At 39.0% G+C, this 22,221-nt stretch carries 23 protein-coding genes; 8 read left to right on the forward strand and 15 right to left on the reverse strand.

Annotation, left to right across the window (positions count from 1 at the left end; all coding sequences use genetic code 11):
• The first annotated feature begins 1 nt into the window (after position 1).
• Positions 2-331 (forward strand): multidrug efflux SMR transporter, encoded by a 330-nt coding sequence (locus tag FNW07_RS03245; RefSeq protein WP_126744042.1) that lies wholly within the window; start codon positions 2-4, stop codon positions 329-331.
• Here FNW07_RS03245 and FNW07_RS03250 read toward each other — a convergent pair.
• From FNW07_RS03250 to pyrH, 3 genes are all read right to left on the reverse strand, one after another.
• On the reverse strand, positions 328-2,817 hold the full coding sequence (locus FNW07_RS03250; protein WP_126744043.1) for a DUF5686 family protein: 2,490 nt from the start codon (positions 2,815-2,817) through the stop codon (positions 328-330). The two genes, FNW07_RS03245 and FNW07_RS03250, sit on opposite strands and share 4 nt — an antisense overlap.
• Before the next feature lie 93 nt (positions 2,818-2,910).
• Positions 2,911-3,474: a ribosome recycling factor gene (gene frr / locus FNW07_RS03255; RefSeq protein WP_126744044.1), complete on the reverse strand. Its 564-nt coding sequence runs from the start codon at positions 3,472-3,474 to the stop codon at positions 2,911-2,913.
• Between the two features lie 65 nt (positions 3,475-3,539).
• A complete protein-coding gene (pyrH, locus tag FNW07_RS03260; protein WP_126744045.1) occupies positions 3,540-4,247 on the reverse strand; it encodes a UMP kinase in 708 nt (235 codons plus the stop codon).
• Positions 4,248-4,459: 212 nt separating this feature from the next.
• Between pyrH and FNW07_RS03265 the strand changes: the two genes are divergently transcribed.
• Positions 4,460-5,065, forward strand: coding sequence for a thioredoxin family protein (locus FNW07_RS03265; RefSeq protein WP_126744046.1), 606 nt, complete (start codon positions 4,460-4,462; stop codon positions 5,063-5,065).
• Here the strand turns inward: FNW07_RS03265 and truB are convergent.
• The 4 genes from truB to FNW07_RS03285 are packed head-to-tail and all read right to left on the reverse strand — an operon-like array spanning position 5,037 to position 7,719.
• Positions 5,037-5,834 carry a tRNA pseudouridine(55) synthase TruB gene (truB, locus tag FNW07_RS03270; RefSeq protein ID WP_126744047.1) on the reverse strand — a complete coding sequence of 266 codons (798 nt, stop codon included), beginning with the start codon at positions 5,832-5,834 and terminating at the stop codon, positions 5,037-5,039. The two genes, FNW07_RS03265 and truB, sit on opposite strands and share 29 nt — an antisense overlap.
• Positions 5,758-6,567 carry an undecaprenyl-diphosphate phosphatase gene (locus FNW07_RS03275; RefSeq protein ID WP_126744048.1) on the reverse strand — a complete coding sequence of 270 codons (810 nt, stop codon included), beginning with the start codon at positions 6,565-6,567 and terminating at the stop codon, positions 5,758-5,760. The genes truB and FNW07_RS03275 overlap by 77 nt, the downstream gene beginning before the upstream one ends.
• 3 nt (positions 6,568-6,570) lie before the next feature.
• Positions 6,571-6,813 (reverse strand): DUF3098 domain-containing protein, encoded by a 243-nt coding sequence (locus FNW07_RS03280; RefSeq protein ID WP_126744049.1) that lies wholly within the window; start codon positions 6,811-6,813, stop codon positions 6,571-6,573.
• Positions 6,814-6,843: 30 nt separating this feature from the next.
• Positions 6,844-7,719 (reverse strand): ABC transporter permease, encoded by an 876-nt coding sequence (locus tag FNW07_RS03285; protein WP_126744050.1) that lies wholly within the window; start codon positions 7,717-7,719, stop codon positions 6,844-6,846.
• Positions 7,720-8,027: 308 nt separating this feature from the next.
• Between FNW07_RS03285 and leuS the strand changes: the two genes are divergently transcribed.
• Together leuS and FNW07_RS03295 are read left to right on the forward strand one after the other, a co-directional pair.
• Entirely contained in the window at positions 8,028-10,889 is a 2,862-nt protein-coding gene (gene leuS / locus FNW07_RS03290) for a leucine--tRNA ligase (RefSeq protein ID WP_126744051.1), read from the forward strand.
• Between the two features lie 75 nt (positions 10,890-10,964).
• Positions 10,965-11,636: a zinc metallopeptidase gene (locus tag FNW07_RS03295; protein WP_126744052.1), complete on the forward strand. Its 672-nt coding sequence runs from the start codon at positions 10,965-10,967 to the stop codon at positions 11,634-11,636.
• Between the two features lie 173 nt (positions 11,637-11,809).
• Here the strand turns inward: FNW07_RS03295 and FNW07_RS03300 are convergent, their stop codons facing one another.
• From FNW07_RS03300 to FNW07_RS03320, 5 genes are all read right to left on the reverse strand, one after another.
• Positions 11,810-12,397, reverse strand: a complete 588-nt coding sequence (locus FNW07_RS03300; protein ID WP_126744053.1) for an NUMOD4 domain-containing protein — start codon at positions 12,395-12,397, stop codon at positions 11,810-11,812.
• A 138-nt stretch (positions 12,398-12,535) separates the two neighbouring features.
• Positions 12,536-13,006 carry an Lrp/AsnC family transcriptional regulator gene (locus tag FNW07_RS03305; RefSeq protein ID WP_126744054.1) on the reverse strand — a complete coding sequence of 157 codons (471 nt, stop codon included), beginning with the start codon at positions 13,004-13,006 and terminating at the stop codon, positions 12,536-12,538.
• A 170-nt stretch (positions 13,007-13,176) separates the two neighbouring features.
• Positions 13,177-14,547 (reverse strand): saccharopine dehydrogenase family protein, encoded by a 1,371-nt coding sequence (locus tag FNW07_RS03310; RefSeq protein WP_126744055.1) that lies wholly within the window; start codon positions 14,545-14,547, stop codon positions 13,177-13,179.
• A 119-nt stretch (positions 14,548-14,666) separates the two neighbouring features.
• Positions 14,667-14,987: a hypothetical protein gene (locus FNW07_RS03315; protein ID WP_126744056.1), complete on the reverse strand. Its 321-nt coding sequence runs from the start codon at positions 14,985-14,987 to the stop codon at positions 14,667-14,669.
• 12 nt (positions 14,988-14,999) lie between these two features.
• Positions 15,000-15,749: a DUF3108 domain-containing protein gene (locus FNW07_RS03320; RefSeq protein WP_126744057.1), complete on the reverse strand. Its 750-nt coding sequence runs from the start codon at positions 15,747-15,749 to the stop codon at positions 15,000-15,002.
• Positions 15,750-15,879: 130 nt separating this feature from the next.
• Here FNW07_RS03320 and FNW07_RS03325 point away from each other — a divergent pair, with 130 nt between their 5' ends.
• Both FNW07_RS03325 and pckA read left to right on the forward strand, forming a co-directional pair.
• Positions 15,880-16,266 (forward strand): DUF423 domain-containing protein, encoded by a 387-nt coding sequence (locus FNW07_RS03325; protein ID WP_126744058.1) that lies wholly within the window; start codon positions 15,880-15,882, stop codon positions 16,264-16,266.
• 129 nt (positions 16,267-16,395) lie between these two features.
• Positions 16,396-18,009 (forward strand): phosphoenolpyruvate carboxykinase (ATP), encoded by a 1,614-nt coding sequence (pckA, locus tag FNW07_RS03330; protein WP_126744059.1) that lies wholly within the window; start codon positions 16,396-16,398, stop codon positions 18,007-18,009.
• 68 nt (positions 18,010-18,077) lie between these two features.
• Here pckA and FNW07_RS03335 read toward each other — a convergent pair whose 3' ends face one another.
• The 3 genes from FNW07_RS03335 to FNW07_RS03345 all read right to left on the reverse strand — a co-directional run bounded on the left by FNW07_RS03335 (position 18,078) and on the right by FNW07_RS03345 (position 20,036).
• Positions 18,078-18,443: a hypothetical protein gene (locus FNW07_RS03335; RefSeq protein ID WP_126744060.1), complete on the reverse strand. Its 366-nt coding sequence runs from the start codon at positions 18,441-18,443 to the stop codon at positions 18,078-18,080.
• Positions 18,444-18,558: 115 nt separating this feature from the next.
• Positions 18,559-19,350, reverse strand: a complete 792-nt coding sequence (locus FNW07_RS03340) for a uroporphyrinogen-III synthase (protein WP_126744061.1) — start codon at positions 19,348-19,350, stop codon at positions 18,559-18,561.
• A 20-nt stretch (positions 19,351-19,370) separates the two neighbouring features.
• Complete coding sequence (locus FNW07_RS03345; RefSeq protein ID WP_126744062.1) at positions 19,371-20,036, reverse strand: DUF4271 domain-containing protein; 666 nt, start codon at positions 20,034-20,036, stop codon at positions 19,371-19,373.
• 100 nt (positions 20,037-20,136) lie between these two features.
• On the opposite strand from FNW07_RS03345, the gene FNW07_RS03350 reads away from it, so the two are divergent.
• Both FNW07_RS03350 and FNW07_RS03355 read left to right on the forward strand, forming a co-directional pair.
• The gene (locus tag FNW07_RS03350) at positions 20,137-20,862 is read left to right on the forward strand and encodes a polyprenol monophosphomannose synthase (protein WP_126744063.1); all 726 of its coding nucleotides are present in this window, start codon (positions 20,137-20,139) and stop codon (positions 20,860-20,862) included.
• A gap of 12 nt (positions 20,863-20,874) precedes the next feature.
• Positions 20,875-22,215: a dihydroorotase gene (locus FNW07_RS03355; RefSeq protein ID WP_126744064.1), complete on the forward strand. Its 1,341-nt coding sequence runs from the start codon at positions 20,875-20,877 to the stop codon at positions 22,213-22,215.
• Positions 22,216-22,221 lie beyond the last annotated feature (6 nt).

Raw genomic sequence — 22,221 nt, forward strand, 5'->3', positions numbered from 1 at the left:
TATGAATTGGTTCTTATTGATTATCGGCGGACTTTTTGAAATAGGTTTTGCGGCTTGTTTAGGTAAAGCCAAAGAAACATCAGGCACAACGTCAACGTTGTGGTTAGGCGGTTTTTTAATTTGTCTGGCCATCAGCATGCTCTTGTTGTACAAAGCTATCCAGACACTTCCAATAGGAACTTCGTATGCCGTTTGGACCGGAATCGGGGCTGTCGGAACCGTATTGGTTGGAATTTTCATTTTTAAAGAACCCGCTGACTTTTGGCGTATTTTCTTCATTACCACTCTAATTGCATCCATCGTCGGATTAAAGTTGGTGTCGAGTCATTAAAGCCCTAAGTCGAGTACAAAACTCAATTTAATAGATAGATTGTCTTCGAATCTCGCCAATTGATAAGGACCGTACCGATAAAAACCTGATAATCCAAATCCGGAATAAATCTGATTCAGTTCGATTCCGGACTCGAAAAATCCTTTGTTTAATGTTTTGTAAACAATACCCACATGCTGTTCGGGTTTTTCCATATTCCCCCAAGCCATGCGCGTTACCAATACCAATGACGGTTTCACTTTTTTGAATAAAGTGACCCGTTTCGAGCCGTGTTTCAGTTGAAGAAATATATATTGGCTCGAAAAGAACTCGTTGAAATACATCGTTTCAAAACTGTTTTTCCCCGCAAGCGTGATACGCTGAATTACCCGGTCTTTTGTCAGGCTGTTGGGAGATGTATTGTACAAATGCGTTAACGGGGCATCTCCAAAAGCGTATCCTGCTGACATCAGCAAGGCTGTTTTCTGTCCGTCAAGATATTTTTTTTCATAGTCTGCCCGTAAGTCAATTTTGCCGAAAGTAAAATCATTACCCAATACATTCGGCAACGATTGGGTGAACTGAAAAGTAAATTTTGGAAACCTCTTTTCAATTTCTAACCTGCCGGTAGGGGTCTGCATATAATCACTGAATGGACTCCACTGTAAGGAAACCATAGCGGTGGTCATATTAAAAACGCTGTATAATTTTCCATCTACATTGAACGCATAATTGAATTTGGGCTCAATCCTACTTTGGGTTAGCTGCCAGATACTTTCCGTTTTCGGAATTATTTTGGTCTCAATGTAGGCTCTCCACGTCACATGATTGTAAAAAGTGCTGACGTTGATAGGTCTTGGGTCATAAATTTTGAAAACCCTTTTATCAATTGTAAAAACAGTACTTGCAATCTCCCGAACATCGTCGGTATACGCCGCTCCAATCCACGTGTTCGAAAATTTGCCAACGCGTGCTGCACCTCCTAAGTTATATTTAAAATTCCCGTCCTTTGTTCCGTAAGCAGTATAGCCTTCAATGCGGTATTTTTGCGAGAATTTTTCACTGGTGATGCCCCCAAATCCCAAGCGGAATCCTTCATAGTTATTATAGCTTAACAGATAACGCAAATCCACATCGAAAAAGCCAATCGGTAAATACCCGTTAATTATTTTTCGTCCCAAACGCAACCGGGTTTCAATCCTTTTTTTGACCGAAATACTGTCTAATACTTCATATGTTTTTTGGCTCCTGAGATCAAGGCTGTCTTTTCGGTAGGTGTACCAAAAGGTCTCATTTTTAGTGGCCGCATCGTCCTTGACATCCACAGCAATAAATGATTTTTTAATGTTGACCGGGACATTGTAAACGATTTCGGAATAGTTGGTTTCGGACAATAAATACGTGAAATCCGATGCGACTTTTTCTCTGGATTTGAAATCTTCGGTATCAGCTTCAAATTGAATGGTTCCACCGAGAATCTTAATGTCATCATCGTTTTTTCCTTTGACGATTTTGAAATTTTTTGTGATCGGAAACCAAAGATCTTCTTTTTCCAAATATAGGAACTCATTGACTCCCGTGATGTCCAAAACCCCTTTGATACGTGTGATGGCTTTCGCAATGGCAAAATTTTCCTGGTCAATATAAAGAATGCCTTCCAATCCGGCAGCGTTTCGCTTCTTTTTATTTTTGAAGTGAATCATAAATGTAGAGCGTCCTGCGATGACCACCGTGTCCAATAATTTAAAATTATAATGCGTTACAGCATCGCTTGCAATGGGACTGTTGTATTTGGTTTCAAAAAGTTCAAAACGCGAATCATAAATGGAAAAGGATTGCAGGTCGAAAGCCAAAAGTTCATAAACGGGCTGTTTAAACCCGGCCATTTTGGTTCCCAATACCGTTTCTTTCAGTCCGCTTTCGTTAAACTGGAACTGCGAGACTTTCTCCGTCTGAAACAAATGTTGCTTGCTGATGATCTTTTTAAATTGGTAATCCGAGGAATCGATTTTTGTGAATTGTTTTCGTCCGAATTTATGCGTAAAAACAGAATCAATAGCTCCTTTTATAGAATCAGGATTGGCACTGACTATAAGTTTGTTGTATGCTTTAAACTGAAAGCTTTTTAATTTTTTCTGGGGATTGTTTTGGTCTTTCCGTTGAATTACTTTTTTGATGAGGGCTACCGCCGGATTGCCACTGATAATAACTTCGTTGAGGTTATCGGGCTGAGGTGAAAGAAAAACGGAATAGAATTTTTTATTAGGCTCTACAATGCTGTTGGTGGAATTGTAGCCAACGTACGAAGTAATGAAACTGCTGATATTTTGTTTGGTCTGCAAAGTGAATTTTCCATCGACATCTGAAATAGCGCTTCCTTCGGAACTCGTAATAGTCGCAAAAGAAAGCGGTTTATTAGTGGATGCATCTTTCACAACTCCATTGATTTGGAATTGCGCCTGTAATATTCCGGTAAAAAAGAACAACAAAAAAAGGTATCGCTTCATTAAGGTGTCAGATTTATTTCTGTCAGTTGAAAAGGGATAAAGATAGCAAAAATAAAAAATCCGCACGAAGCGGATTTTTAATAAGATTGCTCTTTATACTTTCATGATTTCGGCTTCTTTAACAGCCAGCAATTCCTCCACTTTTCTAATAAAACTATTAGTCAGATTTTGGACTTCCTCTTCTGCGCTTTTGCAGATGTCTTCAGAAGTACCGTCTTTTTCTAATTTTTTGATGTCGGTATTGGCATCTTTTCGAACGTTTCGAATACCAATTTTAGCATCTTCTGCTTCTGATTTCGCTTGCTTCACTAAATCACGACGACGATCTTCCGTTAATGGCGGCACGCTGATGATGATCACATCCCCATTGTTCATCGGGTTGAAACCGATATTGGCAACCATAATCGCTTTCTCGATCGGGTGCAGCATGTTTTTTTCGTAAGGTTGAATCGTAATGGTTCTCGCATCAGGCACATTCAAATTGGATATCTGAGCAAGCGGGGTTTGTGATCCGTAATAATCCACAAATACGCTTCCCAACATTGCCGGAGATGCTTTCCCTGCACGAATGTTTAAAAATTCTTTTTCTAAATGGGCAATAGAACCAGTCATTGATTCTTTAGCACTGTCCAATATAAATTCAATTTCCTCGGTCATTTTTTCGAATTATTTGATTTTGATAATTTGGTTTTCATCAAATTGGAAACCAATAATCTATTTTTTTATACGTTAACTACAGTTCCGATATTTTCTCCCTTACAGATTTTCAATAAATTGCTTTCTTTGTTCATATCAAAAACAATGATAGGCAATTTATTTTCCTGGCTTAAGGTGAAGGCTGTACTGTCCATCACATTCAATCCTTTTTTGATTACGTCTTCAAATGAAATCGTATCAAACTTGATGGCGTTGGCATCTTTTTCCGGATCGGAAGTATAAATACCATCCACACGGGTTCCTTTCAAAATTACGTCAGCATGGATTTCTACACCACGTAAAACGGCAGCAGTATCGGTTGTGAAGTAAGGATTTCCGGTTCCGGCACCAAAAATAACAATTCGCCCTTTTTCAAGATGACGTACCGCTCTTCTTTTTATGTAAGGCTCGGCAATAGCCTCAATTTTTAACGCAGTCTGCAAACGGGTCAACATTCCTTTGTCTTCCAAAGCACCTTGCAAGGCCATGCCGTTAATCACTGTCGCCAGCATCCCCATGTAATCCCCCTGAACTCGGTCCATACCGTTGCTAGCTCCGGCAACACCCCTGAAAATATTTCCACCGCCAATTACAATGGCAATTTCAACACCTTCTTGATGAATTTTTTTGATTTCTTCTGCATACTCGGCTAATCTCTTCGGATCAATTCCATATTGCAGATCGCCCATCAATGCCTCGCCGCTTAATTTTAGAAGAATTCTTTTGTATTTCATCAGTGGTACTGTTTGTTGTATGGATGCATAATTGCGTATGCAAATATAGACATATTCTGTTTTTTTAAAATATAGTTTTTAAAAAATATGATTTTAAGGTAAATCCTCAGATTAACTGTTGTTCAACCCTTTTTTATTTGGTGCATTTTACGAGTACAAAATCGGCTATTTTCTTTTAAAGCGCTAAATTTGTAGTAATCATTTATCCACTTATGAAAACCATCATTGCCAAATCCCTGCTGAATTCTTATTCGTATTCCGGATACCGAAAGATTGTTTCTGATTTATTACTCGAAGGAAAATCTTCCGGGAATGACCAGTCAGAGGCGCTGACCAATTACAGTACGCTTAACGAAACGAGAATGAACCGATTGGAAAAAACGATTTTGGTACCTCTTGAAATACAACAAAAACTGGAATCGCTTAAAAACGAATACATATGGGTAGTTATTGCAGAAGGCTGGTGTGGTGATGCGGCGCAATTGTTGCCCATATTTCATAAAATGGCTTCTGTTAGCAATAAAATTGAAGTGAAGATTGTCTTCCGAGATGAAAATGAAGATTTGATGAATCAGTTTTTGACCAATGGTTCCAAATCAATCCCGAAACTAATCGTTTTAGATAAGAATACATTAAATGTGGAAGGCAACTGGGGACCAAGACCAAAAGGGGCAACAGAACTCATTAAAAATTATAAAGCTGAATTTGGTTTGGTGGATGAAACTGCCAAAACCGAATTACAATTATGGTATCTGCACGATAAAGGATTAAGCACGCAACTCGAATTGGTTACTCTGATGCTGGACTTGGAGGAGTAACCAAGCTGTCTTCAAACAACGTCACATCCATCGCGTTTTTCACATCATAATCACCAATTTTGGTCCGTCTCAAAACGATTAAATGAGAACCGGAATTCATTGCCTTTCCAAAATCATACGCCAGCGAACGGATATACGTCCCTTTGCTGCAGACCACCCTAAAATCAACTTCAGGAAGTGCAATCCGGGTGATTTCGAATTCATGTATTGTGGTTTTTCTGTGGGCAATCTCTACTTCTTCACCTGCTCTGGCATGTTCGTATAATCGTTTTCCATCTTTTTTGATAGCAGAAAAAATAGGAGGTTTCTGGTCTATTTCGCCTAAAAATTGTTTGGTCGATTCACGGATCAAAGTCTCGTCAATATGTTCGGTTGGGAAAGTCTGGTCAATTTCGGTTTCCAGGTCATACGAAGGCGTCGTGGCACCGATATAAAAAGTTCCGGTATATTCTTTTGCCTGTCCCTGAAGTTCTGCAATTCTCTTGGTGAATTTTCCGGTGCACACCAATAACAAACCGGAAGCTAACGGATCTAAAGTTCCTGCGTGGCCTATTTTGATTTTCTTCAAACCCAGCTTGCTTTTCAAAGCCCACTTCATTTTATTGACAGCCTGAAAGGATGTCCAATGCAAAGGTTTGTCAATCAATAAAATTTGTCCGTCCTGGAACTGCTCGGCTAATATCAAGGGAATTTTATTTAAGGTAAGTGAAGTAAATGACAAGAAAAATTCCAACAACAATTCGGTACCATCCCCAAGGTCTGAAACCATATTGCTTGATAATTCCAATGAAGAATTTAATAGCTATAACAGCCACTATAAAGGCAATTACATTTCCAAGTAAAAACATTTTAATATTGTCATTGGATTGCAAAAGCAACTCATAGCCTTTCAATTGAGAGGTTTCGTATGTTTTCAAAAACACGGAATACATCGTTACGGCCAACATCGTCGGCACTGCCAAAAAGAACGAGAACTCCGCTGCTGCCTGACGGGTAAGTCCCTGCTGCATACCGCCAATAATGGAGGCTGCTGAACGACTTGTTCCGGGCATCATGGCCAGGCATTGCCAGAATCCAATGGCAATTGCTTTTTTAAGGGTAATATCTTCTTCTACGGTGACTGTTGGATTTTGGAATCTGCTGTCAATAAAAAGCAATACCACACCTCCAAGAATCAGAACAATTGCTATCGGGATTGGGTCTCCGAGAATCGCTTCAATTTTATCGTCAAATAATTTCCCTAAAACCAAAGCCGGAATAACGGCACAAGCCAGTTTGATGTAAAAGTTGAATTTTGAAAAATCGAAAAACTTTCTCCAGTATAATGCAACAACTGCAAGGATGGCTCCGAACTGTATCGAAACCTGGAATAACTTTACGAAATCATCATTTTGGATTCCAAAATACGAACTCGCAAATATCATGTGTCCCGTGGAGGAAATCGGTAAGTATTCGGTCAGCCCTTCAATGATGGCGAGAATAACCGCTTCAAAAAAATCCATTCGTTATTTTTTCGGGTTTTTAAAAATGGAATAGATGGTAATTCCGAAACCAATCAGCACGGTGGTTGGTGCCAAGCGGATTCTTCTGAAATCGAAAACCGATTCGTTGAAAACTTTTGGATCATCGCTTCCGCCCCCGGACATCAGGATAAATCCCAAAATAATGACACCCAAACCGATTAAGAGAATTTTATAATTAACTTTTTCAAAAAGAAAGTCAGGCTGTTGTTTATTGTTTGTTTTCATGTTTTATAAGTAATTTTAAAAAAGCTGCGACTAATACAAATCGTCAGTTCTCAAATTCAAAAAGCGCTGTGTCGCAAAATAGGTACTGAGCCAGGTGATTAAAATCCCTACACCCACTACACCCAATAATACTAAGCCAATCATTAATTTCTCTTCTAAAATACCCAAATTCGGATAATTATTGTCCAGGTAAAGCAAGGTGGCAATCAATGCGATAACCGCCAAAACGGAACCTAATATTCCTAATTTAATGCTTCTCCAGATAAAGGGTTTTCTGATAAATGATTTTGTTGCCCCAACCATCTGCATGGTTTTTATAATAAAACGGTGCGAATATATCGAAAGGCGCATCGAGCTGTTAATCAATAAAACGGCTACCAAAGTCAGGAAAGCGCTGCTGATCAATATCCACAGACTCACTTTTCTGATGTTGTCATTGACCAAATTCACCAATTGTTTGTCATACACAATATCCGAAACCATTTCATTGGCTCTCAGGCGGCTTTCGATTTTTCTGATGCTGTCCGATACGATGTAATCAGCTTTCAGGTGAATGTCATAAGAGTTTTGCAATGGATTCGTTCCCAAAAAGGTCATGAAATCCTCGCCAATAATATCGGTATGCTGTTTGGCAGCATCGTCCTTATTCACAAAAACACTGGATTTTACATACTTGGCCTCTTTCAGTTCAGTGCCAAAAGCCCTTAAAATACTGTCGTTCGCCTCATTTCTGAAAAACACGGTCATCGCAATTTCTTCTTTGAAATCATCCGATAATTTTTTGGAATTCAGGACAAACAAGCCCAAAATTCCCAATAAAAAAAGTACTAAGAATACACTCAGTACCACCGAAAAATAAGACGAAATTAACCTGCGTTTTTGAAACTTATCGTAAGAAGAACTCATATTGTATTGTAATTATTGGGTAAAAATAATAAAGTATTTCTTTATATGAACTTAATAACGCTCAAAGTTTCAATTTTCGTACAATAAATGTAAATTTGTCCGCTTGAATGGCTTTTTGTCTGAAGGAGCAGAAAATTATGACTTTTTTACTGTTGCCATTCCCGCTGTACGCAGTATCCACGCAAAAAGAAAGCGTGGGATACCTGCTTCCATCGGGGCTAAAGGATGAAAGCTTTCGCTTGTTTATTTTAAACCCAAAAACAGTCATTATTTCGCATAAGCCTTTAAAAAAATAGATAAAATATCGCATGAAATACATTCCGAATAAAGTAGAAGCCACGTGGCAGAAATATTGGGCAGAAAATCAAACTTTTGCAGCACAAAACCATTCCGATAAACCCAAATATTATGTATTGGACATGTTTCCTTATCCATCCGGAGCTGGTCTGCATGTAGGTCATCCGTTGGGTTATATCGCTTCCGATATCTATGCGCGTTTCAAACGCCACAAAGGTTTCAATGTATTGCATCCGCAGGGGTATGACAGTTTCGGATTGCCCGCCGAGCAATATGCGATCCAAACGGGTCAGCACCCGGATAAAACCACCAAAGAAAATATTGCCCGTTACCGCGAGCAACTCGATAAAATAGGATTTTCATTTGATTGGAGCAGGGAAGTGCGCACTTCCAACGCCGATTATTATAAATATACACAGTGGATTTTCATCCAATTGTTCAATTCCTGGTACAACAAAACGTCCGATAAGGCCGAAGATATCGACACCTTAATCGCGGTTTTCGAAGACAGGGGAAATGCGGAAGTCAATGCGGTTTGCGATGACAATATTCCAACATTTTCTGCAACGGAATGGAATAACTTCACATCCGAGCAGCAACAAAAAATCCTATTACTTTACCGACTGACCTTTTTAGCCGAAACTGAAGTGAACTGGTGTCCCGGATTGGGTACCGTTTTGGCAAATGACGAAATCGTCAATGGAGTTTCAGAACGAGGCGGACATCCGGTTATTCGCAAGAAAATGACACAATGGAGCATGCGTATTTCTGCATATGCGGAGCGCCTTCTGCAAGGATTGGAAACCATCGACTGGACCGAAGCTTTAAAAGAAAGTCAGAGAAACTGGATAGGAAAATCTGTTGGGGCCACCGTTTCATTTAATGTCATCCCGAACGTAAATAATGTCATCCCGAGCGCAGTCGAGGGATCTAAAATAGACGTTTTCACCACGCGTCCCGATACAATTTTCGGAGCAACGTTTATAACATTGGCGCCGGAACACGAATTGGTTTCTAAAATCACCACACCGGAACAGAAACAAGAAATTGAAAATTATATTACTGCTACAGCTAAACGTTCCGAACGCGAACGTATGGCCGACGTAAAAACGATTTCCGGAGTGTTCACCGGAGCCTACGCGGAGCATCCATTCACCAAGGAACCGATTCCAATCTGGATTGGGGATTATGTGCTTGCTGGTTATGGAACCGGAGCAGTTATGGCGGTGCCTTGCGGAGATGAGAGAGATTATGCGTTTGCCAATTTCTTCAATGGACAAAACGGAATGCCGGCGATCAAAAACATATTTGCTAATGTCGATATTTCAAAAGAAGCCTTCGGATCCAAAGACAATGTGATATTGGCCAATTCCGATTTCCTGAACGGACTGAATTACAAGGAAGCGACCAAAAAAGTTATTGCAGAACTAGAAAAAATAAACCACGGACAGGGAAAAACCAATTACCGTTTGCGTGACGCGGTGTTTTCCCGTCAACGCTATTGGGGTGAACCGTTTCCGGTGTTTTATGTCAATGGATTGCCGCAAATGATTTCCGCGAAACATTTACCAATCGCCTTGCCAGAAGTGGAGAAATACTTACCCACCGAAGACGGACAGCCGCCATTGGGAAATGCGACCGTTTGGGCCTGGGATACTAAAACCAATCAAGTGGTCAGCAACGATTTGATTAATAACCAAACGATTCATCCGTTAGAACTGAACACGATGCCGGGTTGGGCGGGAAGCTCCTGGTATTGGATGCGTTATATGGATGCACACAACGAAACCGAATTTGCCAGCAAGGAAGCTTTGGATTATTGGCAAAATGTCGATTTGTACATTGGCGGAAGCGAACATGCAACCGGGCACTTGTTGTATTCCCGTTTTTGGAACAAATTTTTAAAAGACAAAGGATTTGCACCCACCGAAGAACCATTCAAAAAACTGATCAATCAGGGAATGATTTTGGGAATGAGTGCGTTTGTTTATAGGCTTGAGGGTACTAATACATATATCTCTAAAAATAAAATTGCAGAACAAAAAGTACAGCCTATTCACGTAGATGTTTCTTTTGTAAACTCCTCGGATGAATTGGATGTTGAAAAATTCAAAAAATGGAGGGAAGATTACGCGAATGCGGAATTCATCACCGAAGAATCTGGAAAATACATCGTAGGACGCGAGGTCGAAAAAATGTCCAAGTCAAAATACAATGTCGTAACTCCGGATGATATCTGTAACGAATACGGAGCCGATACGTTGCGTTTGTATGAAATGTTTCTCGGACCATTGGAACAGGCAAAGCCATGGAATACAGCCGGAATTACCGGTGTTTTCGGATTCCTGAAAAAACTATGGCGTTTGTATTTTGATGATAATGGCTTGATTGTAGCGAACAACGCACCATCAAAAGACAGCTTGAAATCCCTGAACAAAACCATCAAAAAAGTAAATGAGGATATAGAGAATTTCTCTTTCAATACCTCCGTGAGCCAGTTTATGATTTGTGTCAATGAATTGACAAGCCAGAATTGCCACGAACGTGCCATATTGGAACCGTTAGCAGTTTTAATTTCGCCGTATGCCCCGCACATTGCGGAGGAATTATGGAAACAGTTGGGGAATGCCGGTTCGATTTCAACCGTGGATTTCCCGGGATTCGACCCGCAACATTTAGTAGAAAGCAGCAAAGAATATCCGGTGTCCTTTAATGGGAAAATGCGTTTCACAATCGAATTACCTTTGGACCTGACCGTTGCGCAAATTGAGGAAATCATCATGAAAGACGAAAGAACGCAGAAGCAATTGGAAGGTAGAACGCCAAACAAAGTGATTATCGTTCCCGGAAAAATCATCAATCTGGTGGGGTAGTGACAAAATTGCAGTTACAATAACTGGCTTGTAATTTGATGTAGTTTAGTAACTTTATATTAAAAAGAAACAATTATGTATTTGATATTAGCAGGTTTAATCATGTTATTCAGTTGGATGGTCAGCAACCGTCTGAAAAACAAATTTGAAAAATATTCCAAAGTGCAATTGCAAAACGGAATGAGTGGCGCCGAAATCGCCGAAAAAATGCTTGCCGACCACGGAATCCGTGATGTAAGAGTTATTTCTACACCGGGACGATTAACGGATCATTACAATCCGGCCGATAAAACGGTCAATTTGAGTGAAGCGGTCTATAACCAAAAAAACGCAGCAGCGGCAGCGGTTGCTGCCCACGAATGTGGTCACGCGGTACAACATGCTACAGCCTACAGTTGGCTGGAAATGCGTTCAAAGTTAGTGCCTGTTGTAAGTGTAGCCTCAAATTATGTACAATGGATCCTGATTGCCGGGATTTTAATGATGCGAACCTTTCCATCGCTGTTGTTGGTTGGAATCGTGATTTTCGCTGCCACTACATTGTTTTCGGTAATTACGTTGCCGGTAGAATACGATGCGAGTAAACGTGCGCTGGCGTGGCTGGAAAACAAAAACATGCTGACACGCGATGAACATGCCGGTGCCAAGGATTCCCTGACATGGGCCGCCCGAACCTATGTGGTTGCAGCTATTGGGTCAATTGCGACGTTGCTATATTATGTGTCGGTATATATGAACAGACGATAATTTTCTGAAATAACAATAAAAAATCCGCTTCGAAAGTTGCGGATTTTTTTTTGGAACAAAAAGGCCGGGCTTTTTCGATAAATCATATTCCCGCTATCCGCTTTATCCACGCAAAAAGGCGTGGGATGCCGCTGTTATCGGGGCTATGAGATGAAACGTCAGGTTGGATTGCGCTATACTTTGATATGTCCCCAGTTCTCGCCTCTTTCAATTCTTTTCAGGTGGGTTTCACTGATGTTGAATTGTTTGGCAATCATTTTCAAACGGGTTTTACGATCCGGATTCTGGAGTAATTTTTTGATCAGGATTACCTTGGTGGCCGTCAGTTTTTTTCCGTCCGCTTTGATATTGTGTTCCAGTAATTTTGCTTTCGCCAATATCACGTGTGGACTCTTTCTGCTGTGGTCCAGCATTTCCTGGCGGGTGGCCCATTGTAGGTTGCGCACATGGTCATTATCCCGGACATAATCCAAATGCAGCACATAGGTCTGATCTTCGGATCTTTTAGGAATAAAGTATTGGGCAACCATTTTATAAAAGAAATGGTATTTATGGATTAATTTGCCATCTTCCCGATACGCATAACGGAATATCCGATAGCCGTCAGCGATTCCGCCCAATAATAATTTGCCGTCATCTAAACGTTCTGTGAAGCTGACGAATCGGCCATAATTCGAAATGGCATAGCGGAATTTGAGGGGTTTTTCAGTGGAGACTTCCTTGAATTCCTCATTGGGGTAAAGTCTAAAGGGTGTTGTCATAGGTGGTATTTTTCTTCAGCTTTTTAAACTATCGCTAATATAAAACGTTTTTATTCAAAATAAAAGCGAAAACCGATGAAATATATGATTTAAATATCTGAATGACAGCCTATTCCTACTAAAATTAATTCATTCACTTTATAATTGGATCTGGCGTTCAATCTGCTGATCCAAAGAAATGAAAGTTTCCGTGCGCGATACGCCTTCGATGGCCTGGATTTTTGTATTCAGCAACTGCATCAGATGTTCGTTATCCCTGCAGATGATTTTGATAAGGATTGACCAGTTACCGGTCGTGTAATGGCATTCTAGTACTTCGGGAATTTTCTTCAATTCTCTTACTGTTTCCGGATTACGGGCTGCCTTATCCAGATAAATGCCCACAAACGCCATTGTGCTGTAACCCAAAACTTTGATGTTGACCATGAATTTGGACCCGGATATCACCTGGGATTGCTCGAGTTTGCGCAATCGCTGGTGAATTGCCGCTCCCGATATCCCAATTTTATTGGCAATCTGGAGAATCGGTTTTCGGGCGTCTTCCATCAGATATCGCAGAATTTCCTTGTCGATGCCGTCAATTTCTACGGTGTGGGCGTTAATTTTCATGTTATAATTTGTAAGTGTAATGGAGCTCCTTGCTAACAGTTGGAAAGTAAAAATACTAAAAAACCGCTATTTTAATTGAAATAGCGGTTTTTTTTATTTTTAGCCCTGATGGAAGCGGCATCCTGCGCTTTTTTTGCGCAGATACAGCGGACAGCAGGATTTGCTCCAAATTATGCCAGAACCATATTCGGATTATAGCCTTCGTAATGCATTTCCTTCTCGTGAAATACGACGCCAAACTCTTCCAGTTCTTTCAATATTGGCAAATAGACTTCGCGGTTGATAGGTAGTTGTACGCCGGGAGTTTTGATGTTTCCGTTCAGGATTTGCAATGTAGCCATGGCTACCGGTAATCCAACCGTTTTTGCCATCGCCGTATACGTTTGGTCATCGCCAAGGCATACCATTTTGGAGTCTATTTGTTTTTTTACTCCGTCGATTTCAAATCCGAACTTGTGGTACATGACAATCATGTCCTTATCTTCGGGTTGCAGAGTCCAACTGTCGGTCAGGATTTTTTCCAAAATCTGAGCTGGTGTCGCATCTTTCAAACCTACAATTTTGTTGGCATTGAAAAGGTCCAGTTCCACCAATTTGTCCCACATCACGTCGTCCTGATCGATTTTCAGAACATGGCGTAACTTGATTTCGACAGAATCCGTTGGATGGTATGGCAGGAATAAATTAACGAACCCTCTATAGCTCATCGTTTCGCTATCGTCGATAATATAGCTGTCGTCTGTCATTCCCAATTGCACAAACATATCCCAGGCTTTTGAAAAACCAACCCTTCGTAGTGTACCGCGATACAAAGTCAGTACATCATCCAAGCCATATACGCTTCTGTATTTTAACGAATCGCGGTTGGCATAGCCTTCGAATCGGCCGTAGCCTTCGACTTCCATAAATTCGGTTCTACGGAATAATTTATGGTAAGGAATGTATTTGTAGGTTCCTTCCTGAATGAATTTAGCAGCACCGCCTTGTCCGGCTAAGACCACGTTCCTTGGTGCCCAGGTGAATTTATAATTCCACAGGTTATTGTCTGATTCCGGAGCCACCAAGCCGCCGCAGAAAGATTCGAATAAAATCATTTTACCGCCCTGATCTTGTACTTCATCAATGATTTTCATTGCGCTCATATGGTCTATCCCGGGATCGAGCCCAATTTCATTCATGAAAACCAGGTTGTTTTCTTTTGCTGCCGCATCGAGAGCCTGCATTGCTTCGCTAACATAAGAGGCTGTTACCATATGTTTTTTATACACGATACAATCTTTAGCAATTTCTATATGTAGGTGCGCCGGAAGCATGGATATTACAATATCGGCTTTTTCAATTTGGGCTTGTCTTTGGGCGGAATCAAAAATATCCAAGGCAATAGCGGTAGCATTTGGGTGATTTTTTGTTTTTCGCTGTGCAAGTTCCAAAGATAAATCGGCTATGGTAAGATGAAGGTTTTCTTCAACAGACTTGTTTAACAGGTATTTTATTAAAGAGGAAGCGGATCGGCCGGCGCCTATAATTAGAATATTTCTCATGATGTTAGTAATGTAACACAAAGGTATGGATTTGTTATATTTTTCAAAACTAAAAAATTATAAAAGCGACTTCAATTAAAAAATCAGAGCCATAAACGCTGTTGCGTAGGAAAATTCTACTACATACCTTCCAGTTCTTCCAAATCTTTCTTGGCTTCTGTTTTGGACTCTATTTTTTTCTGGTCAAATTGTGTATCGACAATCACTTCATCTTTTACAAATGCTTCTCTTCCAATAACAATGAATAATGTCAATGCAGATAAAATTAGCAACATTATCGGAAATTTTTTCTGGGTGGCTTCTGACTTTATAAGGACAAGTAATGCGAAGAGCAGGGCTAATGCAATAGGTATTAAGGCAATCGTTCCCAATGGAAGAATGGTGAATATGATTCCTAAAACCGTAAAAAAGGATGCCAAAACAATAAATAATTTTCTCATGATGTGGTATAGTTAGATTCCAGTGGCCTGGGATAAGGTTAATTGTCCGGTTCCTACAGGAATACTGAATTTAATTAATGCGGGGATTTTTTTGGTATCGGCGGTCAGCCAGATTAAATTTTTGTCGGTTCCTTTTAACGCATCTGTTTTAGCGGCAATTGAAATTTTATAACACTCTTTTTTGCCTAAATTCCCGGCAGAAACAGTTTCTTTACCCATGAATTTAACGATAACCGGAATTTCTTTCTCATCAAAAACAATGGTAAACGATTTGGTTTGACCAGGTTTGAAATTCTGGAAATCAACCGTTCGCAGTTTGTAAATTATCGAAACAATATCCTGGGTTGAATTCCCGATTTTTACCGTTCTTTTGGTTTCGGGTTTGTTTTTTCGTTTGGTGGTGCTGATAATAGTGCTGCCTTTAAAAACGTATTTTTCAGCTTTTGTATAACCTCCTTCGTTGATGCTTCTTTTATAAAGACTTGGTTTGAGGGTAGAAGGATCGACGTAAGATTCATACAAATCCCTGATTTTGAAAAAAGTATCCCATTTGCTAAACGTGGCTGCCTCACAACTCAAATGCAGAAAACTGTTTTTTGAAGTTTTCATGGCTTCGGTGGTCATCGAAACCTGCGCTAAATGGGTCATTAAACCACTCATATTATAGGAAGCGGCATACACCAGTTTTTCATTGGGTTTAATTTGGGAGTATCCGAAGATAAAACTGAAAGAAAGACTCAGCGTAAAAAGTAATTTCCTCATTATTTTTTAGGATTTTTGATGTACAAATGTAATATTATTTTTCACGGGCATACTGCAAAAAATTCAACAAAGTGAACAGATTTCATTTGATAACGCATATTTTTGTATACTATTTCACCAATTACAGCAAATGAATAGAAAAATTATACTCGCATCGACAGTAATGGGGATGATGGCCATTATTTTAGGGGCTTTCGGGGCCCATAAATTAAAAGAAGTACTGAGCATAGAAGAATTAAACACCTTTGAAACAGGTGTAAAATACCAAATGTATCATGCTCTTTTCCTCCTTTTTTTGGGAACGGTAAACATCATTAGTGATAAAGCCAGAAATACCATTTTGTATTTAACAGTAACAGGGGTGATTTTCTTTTCTGGTTCTATTTATCTGTTGGCTACCAATAGATTAACTGCTTTTGATTTTAGGGCTATTGGGATTGTTACGCCTATTGGGGGGGTGTTACTTATATTGGCATGGTTCGTATTATTTATGAATGTTATCAAGAAAAAGGCATAATGTTGTTCTAAATAAAATATATCTGAAATTTAATTTTTACTTTTGCGTTCTTTATTGCTTTGCCGAAAGGTAAAAATATGGCAGACTATTAACAAGAATACAATAATAACACAACAACAATTATTAGTTATGAATGTTACGAAAACAATTTCATTAGAAAAGTATGGTATCAATGATACGGTTGAGATTATTTACAACCCGTCATTTGATTACTTGTATAATGAAGAATTAAACCCTGATTTAGAAGGTTTTGAAAAAGGACAATTATCAGAGCTTGGCGCTGTTAATGTAATGACTGGGGTGTTTACGGGAAGATCTCCAAAAGACAAATATATTGTTGAAGATGCTGTAACGAAAGATACAATTTGGTGGACTTCTGATAAAGCTGTGAATGATAATAAAGCAATATCGCAAGATACCTGGAATGCGTTAAAAGCGACTACAGTTAAACAGCTATCTGGCAAAAAATTATATGTTGTTGATGCCTTTTGCGGCGCCAATGAAAACTCCCGTCTGAAAGTACGTTTCATTATGGAAGTGGCCTGGCAGGCTCATTTTGTAAAAAATATGTTTATCCGTCCGACGGAAGCTGAATTGGAAAACTTTGGCGAACCGGATTTCATTGTAATGAATGGTTCAAAAACAACTTTCAAGGATTATGCAGCTCACGGATTGAATTCGGAAGTATATATTGCATTTAACCTTACGGAAAAAATCCAAATTATTGGTGGAACCTGGTATGGTGGTGAAATGAAAAAGGGGTTGTTCGCGATGATGAACTACTACTTGCCATTAAAAGGAATGGCTTCAATGCATTGTTCGGCAAATAAAGGAAAAGATGGTGATGTTGCTGTTTTCTTCGGACTGTCAGGTACAGGAAAAACAACTTTGTCAACTGATCCGAAAAGAGAATTGATCGGAGATGATGAACATGGATGGGATGATGAAGGGGTTTTTAATTTTGAAGGTGGCTGCTATGCAAAAACTATCGATTTAAGCAAGGAAAATGAACCGGACATCTATGGTGCTATTCGTCGAGATGCCTTATTGGAAAACGTAACTCTTGATGCCAATGGAAAAATTGACTTCACGGACGGTTCGGTTACCCAAAACACACGTGTTTCGTACCCAATCAATCATATTCACAATATTGTAAAACCCGTATCAAAAGCGGGTCATGCTTCGAAAGTGATTTTCCTTACGGCAGATGCTTTTGGTGTAATGCCTCCTGTTTCTAAGCTGACTGCAGAGCAGACTAAATATTTTTTCCTTTCCGGATTTACAGCAAAATTAGCTGGAACGGAACGTGGAGTTACCAAGCCGGAACCAACTTTCTCTGCGTGTTTTGGTAAAGCATTCTTATGCTTGCACCCAACACAATATGGTAAGGAATTGGTTAAGAAAATGGAAGAGCACTACGCCACCGCCTACATGGTTAACACGGGTTGGAATGGTACCGGAAAACGTATTTCGATTAAAGATACCCGAGCTATCATCGACAGAATTCTGGATGGCTCATTAGAAAATGCGGAAACGCACATCGTTCCAATCTTTAATCTGGAAGTGCCTACTTCTTTGGAAGGAGTAAGTACTGATATTTTAGACCCTAGAACTACCTATGTTGATGCATCTGAATGGACTGCAAAAGCTACTGATTTAGCGCAATTATTTATCAAAAACTTTGCGCAGTATACGGATAATGAAGAAGGTAAAAACTTATTGAAAGCTGGCCCTCAGTTGTAATTTAAGTTCAAATATATTAAAAAGAGCCTTTCGTAAGAAAGGCTCTTTTTTTATTTAATTAGGAGTAATTACCATTCTTTATAAATATAGTAAGTAAAACCAGCTAAAAAGACTGATAATCCTAAATATACATAACAAAGAAATGTGTATTTGCCTAAATTATAATTGTGATTTTCAATAATTCCTCTTTTATTATTTCTTGACTCATAGTAATAATAATTTGCAGCAAATAAAACTATAATACCTACTAAATAACATTTTGGGATATCATAATTATCATTAGTACGAGTAAAAAAGAAAAGTAAATTTAATACAGTAAGTAAATTATTAATTTGGCAATGTGAGATAAGGCCTATAACGGAAATTTCCGGCGTTGCATTAACCTTTTTACTAGACTTGTATACATTGTAATAGATATATTTATAAAATTCCATGTTTAATGAATTTATGAAATCCATAAAAAGCACATTGCGTGTCAATTTAGAATAAAAAAGGCTTTCAAATTTTGAAAGCCTTTTTTTATATAAAGTAATTTTTGTTTCTATAGATCTATTTTTTTGCTTCCTTGGTTTCTTTGGTCTCCTTTGGTTCTTTGATTTCTTTATTTGCTTTTGCAATGTATTTTTCCAGAGCCATAGTCATTGAAGGTGCTTCTGGTGACGGAGCCATAATGTCCACGCGTAATCCGTGTTCCAAGGCTTCTTTTTGTGTTGTACTTCCAAACACAGCAATACGGGTATTGTTTTGTTCGAAATCCGGAAAATTCATGAACAATGATTTGATTCCTGTTGGACTGAAAAATGCCAATACATCATAATACACATCTGCTAAGTCAGACAAGTCGCTCATTACTGTTTTGTAAAAAACAGCTTGGGTCCAATCTACTTTTAAATTGTTCAGTGTAATTGGCGCTTCGGCATTCAATTGGTCAGAAGCCGGTAAAAGGAATTTTTCGTCCTTATACTTTTTTATCAATGGAGATAAATCGACAAAATCTTTCTGGCCTACATATATCTTCCTTTTGCGGTATACCACATATTTCTGTAGGTAAAACGCAATAGCTTCCGATTGGCAAAAATATTTTAAACCCTCCGGAACTTTGTAACGCATTTCTTCAGCTACACGGAAAAAATGATCGACTGCATTCTTACTGGTCAAGATAATCGCAGTATAGTTATTGATATCGATTTTCTGTAGTCTAATGTCTTTCGCATTGACTCCTTCAACGTGAATAAAAGGCCTGAAATCAATTTTTATTTTATGCTTTTGTTGAAGCTCGAAGTAAGGAGAGTTCTCTACTTTAGGCTCAGGCTGTGACACCAAAATCGTTTTCACTTTCATATTTGACTTTTTCTAAAATGCTAACTTTTTGTAAACCAATAGTACATAAAATAGTAGGGCGCTATTTCAAGTGCGCAAAGATACAAAATAAAATAAAATATCTTGCTGAATATTAAATTTTGGTAATTCTTCAAAGAAACGAGATACGTCCATAGATTTATTGTCAATACAATAATAATTAAACTGATAATTAGCGTTTTTGACGGATTATCATTGTAATACAGGATAGTATTGATCGGTAAAATGAGTAAACCGATATAGGTGCGGTAACTCACTTTCTGTAAATTGAACTGTTCGGTAAATTCCTCTATATTAAAGGATGTCGCAATAATTTTTTCTATCAGATACTTCGATAAGATAAAAACGGTTATAAAGGTGAAGATTTGGATAAATATAAGCCAGTCGGTTTTAGGGACACCTGCAAAATAATACAGCAACAACTGGATGAAGAACGCGAACGAGATCAATTGAACAATAAACAGCGTGATATTGAACCAGCTCATCAGGTGGCTGGTGTCCCTGTAAATTTTGATGTATTTGTCTGATACCAGTAATCGTGAAAATTCTGTAAACCGGTTTTCGAAAATGGATTTGGCAACAGCAATCAAAGCAAACGCAACGACAAATAAAATGGTTGCCCAGTCTTTATTTTCAATTATCCGTGGATGAAGTACGTTTTCAATCATAGCGGTACAAAATTACTAAATTTTTATTGCTTTCATTTATTATAATTTTATGAATCGTCAAATATAAAAAGTTTATTTTTGTGAAGAAATTCAGACCCTTATGAGCGACAGTGTTGTTATAATCCCTACCTATAACGAAATTGAAAATATTGAAAGTATCATCAGAGCGGTATTTTCCCTGCATAAATCATTTGACATACTGATTGTCGATGATAATTCCCCTGATCAGACGGGTGAAAAAGTCCTGGCGCTACAAGAAGAATTTGATTCCCGTTTGTTTTTGGAAAAAAGAGAAAAAAAGGCGGGATTAGGTACAGCATATGTACATGGGTTCCAATGGGCTCTGTCCCGTAAATATGAATTTATATTTGAGATGGACGCGGATTTTTCCCATAATCCCCAGGATCTTGAAAAATTATACAATGCCTGTAAATTTAACGGTGCCGATGTGGCGATAGGTTCCCGATATATTACCGGGGTAAATGTGGTTAATTGGCCTTTAAGCAGGGTACTGATGTCGTATTTTGCCTCTTTTTATGTGAAGATGATTACCGGAATGAAAATCCATGATGCGACTGCGGGATTCATGTGTTACAAAAGACATGTCCTTGAAACCATTAATCTGGAAAAAATAAAATTTATAGGATACGCGTTCCAGATTGAAATGAAATACCGCGCCTTTATTGGAAAATTCCGAATAATTGAAGTCCCGATTATTTTCACCGACAGAACCAAAGGGGAATCCAAAATGAGCAATGCCATTATCAAAGAGGCTGTTTTTGGAGTTATTTCACTCCGAATCAGAAAGTTTTTTAATCGATTATAAGAAGGAGAGAAGATGAATACGGTTTTAATCAAGAATGCTAAAATTGTCAACGAAGGAACGATATTCGAAGGCGACGTTTTAATAGAGAACGAATTTATAGTTGAAATCGCCGAGAGCATCAGTGCTAAATCCGGTGATTGTAAAATTATAGATGCCGAAGGAAATTACCTGATTCCCGGTGCTATCGATGACCAGGTGCATTTCAGGGAGCCCGGGTTAACGCATAAAGGCGATATTGCATCCGAATCCCGTGCTGCCGTTGCCGGAGGAATTACTTCTTTTATCGAACAGCCTAACACGGTACCGAATGCGGTGACCCAGGAGATTCTGGAAGAAAAATACCAGATTGCTGCCCAAAAATCATACGCGAATTATTCTTTTATGATGGGAGCGACCAATGATAACTTGGAGGAAGTTTTGAAAACCAATCCTAAGAATGTAGCGGGAATTAAAATATTTTTAGGCTCCTCTACCGGAAATATGCTGGTCGATAATGAAGCTACGCTGGAACGGATATTTTCAAGTACCCCGATGCTGATTGCGGTGCATTGTGAGGATGAACAAACAATTATGAATAATCTTGAAACCTACAAAGCACAATATGGAGACGACGTTCCGGTGCAGGTTCATCATCTGATTCGTAGCGCTGAAGCGTGTTTTATTTCGTCTTCGAAAGCTATTGCTTTGGCTAAAAAAACGGGTGCTCGACTTCATGTCTTTCATCTTTCTACCGCAAAAGAAATGGAACTATTCACCAACAAAATTCCGTTGGAAGAAAAGAAAATTACGGCTGAAGTTTGTGTGCATCATTTATGGTTCACCAATGCCGATTACGATACTAAGGGGAATTTCATCAAATGGAATCCTGCGGTAAAAACTGCAGAAGACCGTCAGGCGTTATGGGAAGCGTTGCTTGACGACCGAATCGATGTGATTGCCACCGACCATGCTCCTCATACTTTGGAAGAAAAACAGCAATCCTATTTGAAAGCACCTTCCGGAGGTCCGCTGGTGCAACATGCCGTAGTGGCGATGTTTGAAGCGCATCATCAGGGAAAGATTTCAGTGGAGAAGATCGTGGAAAAAATGGCACATAATCCCGCGAAGATATTCAAAATTGAAAAAAGAGGTTTTATAAAAGAAGGTTTTTATGCGGATTTAGCCATTGTCAATCCAGGTTTGCCGTGGAGCGTTAAAAAAGAAAACATTCTTTCCAAATGTGGTTGGTCCCCATTCGAAGAATTTACCTTTACTTCCAGAATAACGCATACTTTTGTAAATGGACAATTGGTGTATCATAATTTCCAGGTGAAGGATGTTCAGTGTGGAAAACGATTGATGTTTGACCGTTAATAAAAT

The sequence above is a fragment of the Flavobacterium sp. GT3R68 genome, from assembly GCF_007109225.1.
Taxonomy (GTDB): domain Bacteria; phylum Bacteroidota; class Bacteroidia; order Flavobacteriales; family Flavobacteriaceae; genus Flavobacterium.

Excerpts from the sequence above, each read along its gene's own strand:
- FNW07_RS03245 (WP_126744042.1), top strand. The coding sequence starts at position 2 with ATGAATTGGTTCTTATTGATTATCGGCGGACTTTTTGAAATAGGTTTT.
- FNW07_RS03250 (WP_126744043.1), bottom strand. The coding sequence starts at position 2,817 with ATGAAGCGATACCTTTTTTTGTTGTTCTTTTTTACCGGAATATTACAG.
- frr (WP_126744044.1), bottom strand. The coding sequence starts at position 3,474 with ATGACCGAGGAAATTGAATTTATATTGGACAGTGCTAAAGAATCAATG.
- pyrH (WP_126744045.1), bottom strand. The coding sequence starts at position 4,247 with ATGAAATACAAAAGAATTCTTCTAAAATTAAGCGGCGAGGCATTGATG.
- FNW07_RS03265 (WP_126744046.1), top strand. The coding sequence starts at position 4,460 with ATGAAAACCATCATTGCCAAATCCCTGCTGAATTCTTATTCGTATTCC.
- truB (WP_126744047.1), bottom strand. The coding sequence starts at position 5,834 with ATGGTTTCAGACCTTGGGGATGGTACCGAATTGTTGTTGGAATTTTTC.
- FNW07_RS03275 (WP_126744048.1), bottom strand. The coding sequence starts at position 6,567 with ATGGATTTTTTTGAAGCGGTTATTCTCGCCATCATTGAAGGGCTGACC.
- FNW07_RS03280 (WP_126744049.1), bottom strand. The coding sequence starts at position 6,813 with ATGAAAACAAACAATAAACAACAGCCTGACTTTCTTTTTGAAAAAGTT.
- FNW07_RS03285 (WP_126744050.1), bottom strand. The coding sequence starts at position 7,719 with ATGAGTTCTTCTTACGATAAGTTTCAAAAACGCAGGTTAATTTCGTCT.
- leuS (WP_126744051.1), top strand. The coding sequence starts at position 8,028 with ATGAAATACATTCCGAATAAAGTAGAAGCCACGTGGCAGAAATATTGG.
- FNW07_RS03295 (WP_126744052.1), top strand. The coding sequence starts at position 10,965 with ATGTATTTGATATTAGCAGGTTTAATCATGTTATTCAGTTGGATGGTC.
- FNW07_RS03300 (WP_126744053.1), bottom strand. The coding sequence starts at position 12,397 with ATGACAACACCCTTTAGACTTTACCCCAATGAGGAATTCAAGGAAGTC.
- FNW07_RS03305 (WP_126744054.1), bottom strand. The coding sequence starts at position 13,006 with ATGAAAATTAACGCCCACACCGTAGAAATTGACGGCATCGACAAGGAA.
- FNW07_RS03310 (WP_126744055.1), bottom strand. The coding sequence starts at position 14,547 with ATGAGAAATATTCTAATTATAGGCGCCGGCCGATCCGCTTCCTCTTTA.
- FNW07_RS03315 (WP_126744056.1), bottom strand. The coding sequence starts at position 14,987 with ATGAGAAAATTATTTATTGTTTTGGCATCCTTTTTTACGGTTTTAGGA.
- FNW07_RS03320 (WP_126744057.1), bottom strand. The coding sequence starts at position 15,749 with ATGAGGAAATTACTTTTTACGCTGAGTCTTTCTTTCAGTTTTATCTTC.
- FNW07_RS03325 (WP_126744058.1), top strand. The coding sequence starts at position 15,880 with ATGAATAGAAAAATTATACTCGCATCGACAGTAATGGGGATGATGGCC.
- pckA (WP_126744059.1), top strand. The coding sequence starts at position 16,396 with ATGAATGTTACGAAAACAATTTCATTAGAAAAGTATGGTATCAATGAT.
- FNW07_RS03335 (WP_126744060.1), bottom strand. The coding sequence starts at position 18,443 with ATGGAATTTTATAAATATATCTATTACAATGTATACAAGTCTAGTAAA.
- FNW07_RS03340 (WP_126744061.1), bottom strand. The coding sequence starts at position 19,350 with ATGAAAGTGAAAACGATTTTGGTGTCACAGCCTGAGCCTAAAGTAGAG.
- FNW07_RS03345 (WP_126744062.1), bottom strand. The coding sequence starts at position 20,036 with ATGATTGAAAACGTACTTCATCCACGGATAATTGAAAATAAAGACTGG.
- FNW07_RS03350 (WP_126744063.1), top strand. The coding sequence starts at position 20,137 with ATGAGCGACAGTGTTGTTATAATCCCTACCTATAACGAAATTGAAAAT.
- FNW07_RS03355 (WP_126744064.1), top strand. The coding sequence starts at position 20,875 with ATGAATACGGTTTTAATCAAGAATGCTAAAATTGTCAACGAAGGAACG.